At 43.0% G+C, this 8568-nt stretch carries 10 protein-coding genes; 5 read left to right on the top strand and 5 right to left on the bottom strand.

The window, feature by feature from the left end; genetic code table 11:
- Positions 1-635: metal ABC transporter permease (locus C7B77_RS17465; protein ID WP_106307559.1), on the top strand; the 635-nt coding region annotated here is incomplete at its 5' end.
- 113 nt (positions 636-748) lie between these two features.
- The gene (locus tag C7B77_RS17460) at positions 749-1153 is read left to right on the top strand and encodes a Fur family transcriptional regulator (protein ID WP_106307556.1); all 405 of its coding nucleotides are present in this window, start codon (positions 749-751) and stop codon (positions 1151-1153) included.
- 83 nt (positions 1154-1236) lie between these two features.
- On the opposite strand, the gene C7B77_RS17455 is transcribed toward C7B77_RS17460, so the two are convergent.
- The 5 genes from C7B77_RS17455 to C7B77_RS17435 all read right to left on the bottom strand — a co-directional run bounded on the left by C7B77_RS17455 (position 1237) and on the right by C7B77_RS17435 (position 5398).
- Entirely contained in the window at positions 1237-1935 is a 699-nt protein-coding gene (locus C7B77_RS17455; RefSeq protein WP_106307553.1) for a class I SAM-dependent methyltransferase, read from the bottom strand.
- Between the two features lie 294 nt (positions 1936-2229).
- Positions 2230-2847: a metal-independent carbonic anhydrase gene (locus tag C7B77_RS17450; protein WP_106307550.1), complete on the bottom strand. Its 618-nt coding sequence runs from the start codon at positions 2845-2847 to the stop codon at positions 2230-2232.
- Positions 2848-2958: 111 nt separating this feature from the next.
- Positions 2959-3678: a metallophosphatase gene (locus tag C7B77_RS17445; protein WP_245894249.1), complete on the bottom strand. Its 720-nt coding sequence runs from the start codon at positions 3676-3678 to the stop codon at positions 2959-2961.
- Between the two features lie 140 nt (positions 3679-3818).
- Positions 3819-4628 carry a metallophosphoesterase family protein gene (locus C7B77_RS17440; protein ID WP_106307544.1) on the bottom strand — a complete coding sequence of 270 codons (810 nt, stop codon included), beginning with the start codon at positions 4626-4628 and terminating at the stop codon, positions 3819-3821.
- 50 nt (positions 4629-4678) lie between these two features.
- A complete protein-coding gene (locus C7B77_RS17435; RefSeq protein ID WP_106307541.1) occupies positions 4679-5398 on the bottom strand; it encodes a GTPase, G3E family protein in 720 nt (239 codons plus the stop codon).
- A 196-nt stretch (positions 5399-5594) separates the two neighbouring features.
- On the opposite strand from C7B77_RS17435, the gene C7B77_RS17430 reads away from it, so the two are divergent.
- Genes C7B77_RS17430 through C7B77_RS17420 form a run of 3 tightly spaced genes read left to right on the top strand, consistent with a single transcriptional unit; the run spans position 5595 to position 8248 of the window.
- On the top strand, positions 5595-5966 hold the full coding sequence (locus tag C7B77_RS17430) for a hypothetical protein (protein WP_106307538.1): 372 nt from the start codon (positions 5595-5597) through the stop codon (positions 5964-5966).
- Positions 5963-7342, top strand: a complete 1380-nt coding sequence (locus C7B77_RS17425; protein ID WP_106307535.1) for a TonB-dependent receptor — start codon at positions 5963-5965, stop codon at positions 7340-7342. The genes C7B77_RS17430 and C7B77_RS17425 overlap by 4 nt, the downstream gene beginning before the upstream one ends.
- Positions 7343-7354: 12 nt before the next feature.
- Positions 7355-8248 carry a (2Fe-2S) ferredoxin domain-containing protein gene (locus tag C7B77_RS17420; RefSeq protein ID WP_106307532.1) on the top strand — a complete coding sequence of 298 codons (894 nt, stop codon included), beginning with the start codon at positions 7355-7357 and terminating at the stop codon, positions 8246-8248.
- Positions 8249-8568: the final 320 nt, after the last annotated feature.

Raw genomic sequence — 8568 nt, 5'->3', positions numbered from 1 at the left:
TCTCTGGACTGATGGGTGCGGGGACTATTTCTTGGATTCGATCGCAATCTAGAGTCAAAGTTGATGCAGCAATGGCTCTCACCTTTTCTAGTTTCTTTTCGATCGGAATTATCTTAATTTCTGTACTCAGAAATAATATAGATCTCGATAGTTTTCTGTTTGGCGATATTTTGGGGACAACGATAACCGATATCTATCGAACTGCAAGTGTAACTGCATTAGTTATTACAGCAACTTGGTTGTCTTATAAAGAGTTATTGTTCTATACATTCGATCGAACTGGAGCTGAAGCGATGGGCTTACCAGTTAGAGTTATTCATCTGGGGTTTATGTGTGCGATTACGCTGACAATTATTGCTAGTATGCAGGCTGTCGGGGTAATTTTAGTGATTTCGCTATTAGTCGGGCCAGCTTTGACAGCATATTTACTCGTCAAAGAGTTACATCAAATGATGATTGTGGGTGCAATAATCGGAGCTACATCTAGTCTGAGTGGTGTATATCTGAGTTTCTATCTCAAAAATGTACCATCTGGCCCAGCGATTGTGATTGTATCTTCGGTTTTATTTATTTTGGCATTATTATTTAGTCCCTCCCAAGGTATTATTACTCAGCGACTTCGATTGCCATCTTAATTAGTAGTTAATAGTAAAGTTCGGGACGAGCGATAATTGCCAAGCGATCGGGGGCATCGATCGTGTTATCTTACGATTAAATAATGCAGCGATTTTTTAGTTAAAGTTGATATATGAGTAATACCAATCTAATCGCCCGATTGACTCCTCACCAAGAGCGCATTCTTAAAACACTCGAAACGATCGATGGTGAAATTTCGACCCAAGATCTATATGTCCGATTGAGAGCCAGCCACAAAACTCTAGGGCTGGCAACTGTCTATCGCGGTCTAGAAGTATTGAGATTGCAAGGATTAGTACAAAGTCGAAATTCGATCGAGGGTGAATCTTTATACAGTCTAGTTCAAAAACATCAGCATTACTTTACTTGTTTGCAATGCAATAAATCGGTGAAAATCGATATTTGTCCGGTTTGCAAAATCGAAGCTGAGTTAGAACAAAAACAATCGGTTAAAGTTTTTTATCATACCTTAGAATTTTTTGGCTTATGTACATTTTGTCAAGCAGCAGGTACTTAGCATAAATCGGCGATCGAGAATTTTTAGTCGTTCTAGTTCTCCTCGATCGATAATTTCTGCAATTCTCAATTCTCAATTCTCAATTAATTTAACCTTGCATACCAAGCATGAATCAACAGAGTCTGCATGAATAAGACAGGGGTATCGAAACCGCTCGATGCAATAATTGATGCGACTTCCTGAACTGGTATCACCGCAGCATCCCGCCCGAGAGAGTCAATAAATTTTTCAACCTCCTCATCTGGATATTCCGCATACTTTAGCATCCGAGTCCAAATCTCGCGCAGGCTGTGATAGGCTGGCGTAGACATATCTGAGGCTAAATCCGCACTCACCAAATATCCTTGAGGGCAGAGTCGGGCAGCAATTTGACTGAAAAAGTTTCGTCTCTCCTCTTGTTGCAAAAAGAAGTGCGAAACCATCAAGCAAGTCGCCGCATCGAATGCTGCTGATGCGGGCAATGAATCGAGATAGCCTTCATGCCAGGTGCAACGCGCAGCAATCCCATACTCTTCGGCTTTCTGACGACAAACTTCTAGCATCGCGCTCGCAGGCTCTACCGCTGTAAATTGCCATTGTGGAAATTCTTGGGCAAGATAAATCAGTTCCAAACCAGTTCCGACACCCACACACAGAATTCGCGCATTAACTGGCAGCTCGGCAAGTACCAAGCGAGTCAGTAAATGCAGGGTGTCGCGCAATGGAGCTAATTTAGCAAATCTGGTGTCATAGCTAGCCGCGCGTTCTTCGTCAAAGACAATTGCTGGATTTGAATTTTGCATAGGAAAGTGAATAATTGCGTTTTGCTACTAGATTGAGAGAGCGGAACAAGGGTTCTCAAGGATCGGATTTTGGTAGATTACGAAACTATTCGTCCCACGCTAAACCCGAACGTCCATCGCCTAACTCAGATTGGGAGTATTCTATAGATTACGGGGATCGGGGTCTCCTGGGTTTGTGGTAGAAACTGGATCTCAAGCTAAAAAAATAGCTTCATGTAAACGCTGAAGCAATTACTTGAAGACATATATATTTTATTTATTATCGAATACCCAGGAGAACCAGGTATCGGCTAGCTATTTCGCTGCATAAGGCAAAGAGGAGTGGTGCAATACGATCCGTAGCTTACCGTTATCATCTTTAACGAACTGCCAAGTTTTATCTACTGTAGTAACCTTACCTTCTTTATTGGTAATCATTACATTACCCATTGTAGTAGCAGTATTGCCAGAAATATAGATCGCCGTATTCTTAATCTCTACTTTCCGCCAGCCGTTCAACGCAAAACCTTTATCTTTTGGGAAAGCAGGATCGCCACCGACAAAGTAAGCTAAAGCTCCCGCACGGGTAGTGCGGAAAGTCTGAGGAGCAACAGTAAGTGTTGGCTTGAACAGAACGGGGCCGAATTGATAGCCATAGGCTGAGTCAATTACTTTTCCAGCCAAGGTTTTTGCTGGTTGGATACCCTTGGTTTCGTATGTTGTGGAAATAGATACCAATGCGTCTCCCCAAGCTTTCTGAGCTGCCAAGACTTCACTCTCAGAAATTGCCCTGTTCACAAGTGCTTTTTTCACAACTGAAGGAGCCTGCGCTGAGTCATTAGAATCAGCAATGGATGGTTGGATAACACCCGGAGCAACAGAGACAACCGTCGCAGCAAAGAGTATCGAAATACTAGTTTTTAAGAGAGTCATGGATAAATATTAAAAATTTCTGTAGTTATCTTCTCATGAATTGTCACTGGGTAAATGTATTTACTACTATTAGCTGATACAATCACGATTTTAAGTCCATATGTATCATATTTAACCGAATCCTTTTTTAGTTCCATATCGAACGGTTTTAAATGCCAACTTATTGCTCTCTGGATGATAGAGCGTATAACTAGCTTTGCCTTCAACCCTGCCCACCGAACCAACTCCAATAATTCTACGGTTGCTTAATATCGTCGGAGTAGGAGCAGTTAAATTATCTAAGGTTTGCACTTGACTGTTGAGACTACCGGACTCAATTCGATATTCAAATGCTAAACCCGATCGTCCACAGAATAATTGATTTACATCCATCCGCGAGAGTCTATCGATCGCATGAATGGGATCGATAGATGGCGTCAATTCATCGCTAACGGAGAGCGAACTGCCATGAATCAAGAAACAATCTAATTCGACAAATTCAAACTCTAACGTTCGCACCCATTCTAGAGTAGTTGAATCGATCGCATCCCACAGCGTTTTCGTCATATCGATCCCATATCGATCGATTAATTCTGTTGGCGATCCCGTCCGCCCCAAGGCATGAAGGATTAATATTTGTTCCTCCCACCATCCCTGACAAACTAACGGGGTTGGCTCCCCTTTGCGCGGCTGCTGAATTCTTTTTATAAGCTGATTGCTCTCGACTTTTGGGCCGATAGTATCGCCTAATAAATAGAAATTCTCCACTTCCTGGCGCGACTTGCGCAAGTCTGCCACTACTGCTTCATATGCAGCTAAATTACCTTCAATTCCACTCGCGATCGCCCACATTTGAATTAGTTGATAGTTGATAGTTGATAGTTGATAGTTTGGTCGTCAGGGTGGAGATTTAAATTTCTATTTTTTGAATTAAATTCATTACTTATTACTTATTACTTATTACTTATTACTTATTACTTATTACTCAAACCCTACCGTTCGCACACATGAGTGGGATCTTCAGCACGTTCGGCATATTCCAAACCCTGAGCCAACCGCCACGCAAAAATAGCGGGTAAGCCGTTATCGATAATTGCCTGACAGGTGAGTTGATAATCGTATTTCACCTCTCGTAACGTCGTTAATCGATCGTCGGTGTCATAAATTACATAAGTCGCATTCGGACGACCGTGACGCGGTTCGCCGACAGAACCAGCATTGATAATCTGCTTGAGCGGTGCGGTAAATTGCTTTGTCGAACTGCCTTCTGGCTGTCGAACTTTTACAGCCAATTGCCCAGCATCGAGCGTCCGCACATAGGGAATGTGCGTATGTCCGCAAAACAGCACATCCGCACCCGTCGCCATTACCCGTTCTAAAGCGGTAAAAGCGTTTACCTCTGGCATCAAATACTCATGTTGATTGTGAGGGCTACCATGTACGAAACAAAGATTCTCCTCTCGCAAGCTTAAAGGCAACTGAGCGAGATATTCTCGCACTTCGGGATGGATTCGATCGTTCGTCCATTCGTGCGCCCTCTTGCCCCGTTTCTCTGCCAAAATTGATGGATAACTGCATTCGCAAGCATTCAAACCTTCAACGATATCTTCATCCCAACAACCTTGCACGGTGGGAATATCTAACGATCTAATCATCTCCACAACCGCATTCGGCTGTGGGCCATAACCGACCAAATCGCCCAAACAAAAGATTTTTTCTGCCTGTTGTCGATCGATATCGGATAATACTGCATTCAAAGCTTCATAGTTACCATGAATGCAAGACATAACTGCTATTTTCATACGGCTACTTCTTCCGGTGATTCGATTTCTAATTGGGAGCGAACTTGTTGTTAATAATGAGCCAGAGTGCGATCGTCTAAACCGCAGTCTTCTAACGTTTCCATGATTAATTGAGGTTGCAAATTATTGCCCACAACTTCTAACCCACTAAACCGAGTCGGTCTTCCGGCTAATACTGGCGGTAACGGTAATTCAAAGTAAGTTGCATCGGGGAAACCCACCCCAAAGCTAAAATAAAACGATCGACCATCGACGATCTCGAAAATTCCTTTAGCTCTAGCAACCTCGCCATAAGCTCCCTGAATTAATTCGTCCCAAAATATGTTTAAACTTGCTGGATCTAGGACTTCTCCTGTCAATTCCCAGCGTGGGGAAGCAGTAAGCGTAACATTTTTTTCGGTGACTTCACTGATAAGGGTTTGACTCGCCCAATCGTGATATTCACTTTCAATTAAACCTTTAGGCACGATCGCAATTCGCTGACAAGATTCGATATCTACAGGTAACTGTAGTTTGGCTAAATCTAATTGAGGTGCAATCTCTACATATAGCGGTTGGATTTCGGCTAACTGCGTCCAAGCTGCACCCGCCGCAATCGGTTTGACGTGGGGGCAAGTCGCTGTAATATATGTCAGATCGATCGGGGTAGCATTGGCACCCAGACAGATATAAGCACTAGGTTCTGTGCTGGTAGTCAGTTGTTGGTGAATCCAGGTAGTTTTGCCAGAACCGCACGGCCCTGTCACTAGATAGATGGGATGCCGATCCATGAACTGTAAATTTGGATGGAAACCTCAACAGCATATCACAAATATCAAGAATGATAATCATTCTCGCTGAGTCGATCGACTTTGAGCTTTGATGGTATATTATGGGAACGATAATCATTCTCATAAAATCAGTCGATCGCGCTCGACTTGCCAAACGATCGGAATTAGCCCGTAATCCTTCCAGGTAAACAGATCCATGTCTGCCAAAAATATTAATTATCTACGTTCGGTTGAAATATTCCTCATATCTGTATTGCTGGGGTTGAGTTTGAATGTCAAGCAATCCAGCCTCGCGCAAGAATCCCCACCACCGCCACCACCAGCAGATCCAGCCAAAGTCGAAGATTTAGAGATCGATATCTATGGTGAAAGGTTATTGAATAAACCGATTTATTCACCCTTCCGCAAAGAGGGGACGCTCAAAGACTCTACCCGTCCTGCTTACGTTATTGACAAGAACGAAATTAAAGCGCAAGGAGCCAGAACGGTTAAAGAAGCACTCGGATTCAAGCAAATAATAATTACGCATATTCGATTCCATCTGCAAATTTTTCAGGGACGCGCATGAATAGTGATGCTACTTATAATAACTTGCGAGTCAGAGCAGATGTTGATGTCAGCGATCGCACGAAAGTAAATTTCACAGGGATATTATTATCCAAAAATCAAGGTGTGCCTGGAGGAGTACCGATTCCCAGTCCTCAATTCGGGCAAGGATTTTTTAATACCCTCACCGATGCCAATCGGAAATATAACGACCAAGTTTTATTTGATGTCGGGATCGACCAAAAAATTGGCAATGGTAATGATTCGACTGTCACGGGACGAGTTTTTTACGATACTTTGAGTACGTGGTTTGATAATCGAACTGCTTTTGCCGAGGCTCTTTCCGTTACCAATGGGCAAGTAGTGAGATCGTTAACGCCCCAAATTCAACGTCAATTTGATAGTAGACAGAAATCGTTTGGGATTCAAACCCAGCATAATTGGCAGATTACACCTACTCAGAATATTGCGTATGGATTTGATTATCGCAATACCAATAATCGTAGTACCATTAATAATATTGCGCCTGGAACTCAGACAGTCAGCTATGACGGGACTATCTCACAAGGGGCATTATTCGCTCAATATAATGTCGATCTAAATCCACAAATTCGAGCCACAGCCGGACTCCGGCAAGATTTTAGTAGTTTGGCAAATGGTAGTGTAACTTCTCCTGCGCTAGGCGTTAAATGGGATCTAAATTCGGCGACAACTTTGCGGGCTAACTATATTCGGAATTTTCGCACGCCAACTCTAGCCAATCTCTTTTCAGCCAATCCAACGAATATCGGCAATCCCAATTTATTGCCAGAAACTGGTAATAGTTTTGATGTAGGGGTAGACCAGAAATTGGGAGATTTTGGTTTATTAAGATTGACAGCTTTTCAAAATAACATCACCAATCTAGTTGCCTTCCAAAGCATCAATCCTCCCGTCAACGGCGTATCGGGAACCTGGACTAATATCGGCGAGGTACAGACGCAAGGGATCGAAGCCTCACTGAATGCAAGAATTGCCCCAAATGTCTATGGATTTGTTAACTATACTATTAACAACCCTCAAATTAAACAAGATGCAAATCCGGCGGTAGTAGGTAAAGAATTACGGTTTACTGGTGCAGATAAATTGAGTATGGGAATATCTTATGAGAATAATTTTGGTTGGTATGGCTCGCTCGCTTTAAATTCGCTCAGTGGCTATCCAACCAATAATACAAATACAGAATTTCTATCTGTATTTACTAGTTTTGATGCTAACTTTATCGCACCACTAAATCTCGATCGCAGTTTAACACTCAATGCTAGCGTCCAGAATATTTTCGACCAGAGGTACGAACTGTTTGCTGGCTTCCCCGATGCGGGCAGGACATTTCGGACGGGAATCGATTGGAAATTTTAGGAGGATAATTATATGACAGTCGCAACTTTCGAACGTCGGGTTAAACCATTAGGTAAAATCGAGCGAGAAGATACATATAATGGTAATTCGATCGAGTATGAAGATTTTCCCACAGATTTAGATACACTCGGCCCACTTTTACATTCGCTATTTCAAGAAAATTGGCAAGAAATAGGTTTGGGGCACATGGTAGATGGGAGTGTTTTAGAGTTAGAATTTACCGCTCCACCCAAAATTTGTCGGATTTATGATGGATATTTAACAGTAGTTACTGAAAGTTGGCACATGCACTTATGTGTTGCCGAAAATCAGGGCGGTGCGACTGGGCGTACTCCCGAATCTTTGCGCCAAGTACGACGGGTGAGTCGAGCCGCTTTATACCGACGATTGAATGCAGAAGGTGAAGCGCGAAGCTGGGGGATTCAATTCTGGAATGGTGCGGGCGTAAAAATGATGACGTTATTTTTACCGAATGCGTTTATTGGCGAAGAAGAAGATTTATTACCAGAGCATAAACCCAATTTAACTAAGTTAGGATTGTACGACAGGTTACGGCAGATTTATGTATTGGGCACGCTGGATATTCCGTATGAAACCAATCCTTTAAACCGTCCGTATATATCGGTATGTCGATCGACTCGTTGCAACGCCGGACGTGACTGGAAATCGGTGCATGAGGCTCTAGAACAGCAGTTGGCAGAGTCAGGATTAGATAACATTGAATTAATAACTTCTGGCTGTCTGGAGGTCTGTAAAATGGGGCCGATTGTCTTTTATTCGGGCGACGAACGCGCTCCCGAGCATACTTGGTACGCACGGGTAACTCCCGATGTGGCGAAGGAAATTGTGACTCAACATGTCGTCGAGAATCAGAAGGTAGAACGGCATTTATATCCGCAACCATAAAAACGTAGGGTGCGTTACTGCAAAGCATAACGCACCAACATATTGTGCTCCTCAGATGGTGCGTTACCCTGCGGGATAACACACCCTACAACAGAGAGATACGATCGGAAAGTTGAAAAATATAATGAGATGCGATCGATCTAATCGGCTTAACTTGTGGAAATTATTGTTAGTCAGTTCGCTAGGATTTGGGCTATTCTCAGCGTGCAATCGTCAGGTACAACAGCCAAGGTCGATCGCTTCTAAGAGGATGTTTGAAAAGTCAGGAGAGAGTTAAATTTTATGCCAAACGCCTAACCATGATACGGATCATCGCTAAG

The organism is Chamaesiphon polymorphus CCALA 037 (assembly GCF_003003845.1).
Classification (GTDB): domain Bacteria; phylum Cyanobacteriota; class Cyanobacteriia; order Cyanobacteriales; family Chamaesiphonaceae; genus Chamaesiphon; species Chamaesiphon polymorphus.
Note: the sequence above shows the minus strand (reverse complement) of the source record. Positions and strands in the feature narration are given on the sequence as shown.

Excerpts from the sequence above, each read along its gene's own strand:
- C7B77_RS17435 (WP_106307541.1), bottom strand. The coding sequence starts at position 5,398 with ATGGATCGGCATCCCATCTATCTAGTGACAGGGCCGTGCGGTTCTGGC.
- C7B77_RS17455 (WP_106307553.1), bottom strand. The coding sequence starts at position 1,935 with ATGCAAAATTCAAATCCAGCAATTGTCTTTGACGAAGAACGCGCGGCT.
- C7B77_RS17445 (WP_245894249.1), bottom strand. The coding sequence starts at position 3,678 with ATGTGGGCGATCGCGAGTGGAATTGAAGGTAATTTAGCTGCATATGAA.
- C7B77_RS17450 (WP_106307550.1), bottom strand. The coding sequence starts at position 2,847 with ATGACTCTCTTAAAAACTAGTATTTCGATACTCTTTGCTGCGACGGTT.
- C7B77_RS17425 (WP_106307535.1), top strand. The coding sequence starts at position 5,963 with ATGAATAGTGATGCTACTTATAATAACTTGCGAGTCAGAGCAGATGTT.
- C7B77_RS17440 (WP_106307544.1), bottom strand. The coding sequence starts at position 4,628 with ATGAAAATAGCAGTTATGTCTTGCATTCATGGTAACTATGAAGCTTTG.
- C7B77_RS17460 (WP_106307556.1), top strand. The coding sequence starts at position 749 with ATGAGTAATACCAATCTAATCGCCCGATTGACTCCTCACCAAGAGCGC.
- C7B77_RS17420 (WP_106307532.1), top strand. The coding sequence starts at position 7,355 with ATGACAGTCGCAACTTTCGAACGTCGGGTTAAACCATTAGGTAAAATC.
- C7B77_RS17430 (WP_106307538.1), top strand. The coding sequence starts at position 5,595 with ATGTCTGCCAAAAATATTAATTATCTACGTTCGGTTGAAATATTCCTC.